At 33.8% G+C, this 683-nt stretch carries 2 pseudogenes; both read left to right on the plus strand.

From position 1 onward, the window contains the following. Positions 1-68, plus strand: a pseudogene (locus tag ATO12_RS26685) (hypothetical protein); the annotation flags it as partial. Between the two features lie 42 nt (positions 69-110). Then, a pseudogene (locus ATO12_RS25235) lies at positions 111-683 on the plus strand (hypothetical protein); the annotation flags it as partial.

A 683-nucleotide genomic window follows, 5' to 3' on the forward strand; every position in this document is an offset into this window, starting at 1 on the left:
TGGTTAATTTAAAAAGTATATCCCTGTCTCGTAATAAACTAACAGGAATAATACCTGCTTCGATCTCTAATCTATCAAACCTAAGTACGATATCTCTATTTTTAAACAAAATGAGTGGTGATATCCCGACAGGATTAGGTACTCTTTTAAACTTAAAAGTTATTCACTTAGCCTTCAATAATTTTACAGGAACAATTCCTGATAACTTTGGGAACCTTTCTGACTTAACGTTTTTATACCTGGCAGGGAATAAATTAGAAGGTCAATTACCAAATCAGCTAGGTAGTTTAACCAAGTTACGTACGTTATCGCTTGCAAACAATAGTTTTTCTGGAAAAATACCATCAGGATTATCAGCAATTGCATCATCTGATATCTTAAACACTATGGAACTTGAAGGGAATAATTTTGTGTTTAGTGATTTTGAAGCCGAACATGCAAATTATCAAACCAATCTTACGAGATATCTATATACACCTCAAGGCAAAATAGATCAGGCAGAGACTTTATCTGTAGCTGCAAATGGTAGTATTACTTTATCTAGTACAGCCTTAACAAGTACAAATAACAGTTATCAATGGTATAAAGATGGAGTAGCAATTACAGGAGCAACCAGTAAAGATTTAGTTATTTCTAATGCTACAGGGACAGATGCAGGGGTATATCATTTTACAGCCACCAAT

Source organism: Aquimarina atlantica, assembly GCF_000626715.1.
GTDB classification, from domain to species: Bacteria; Bacteroidota; Bacteroidia; order Flavobacteriales; family Flavobacteriaceae; genus Aquimarina; species Aquimarina atlantica.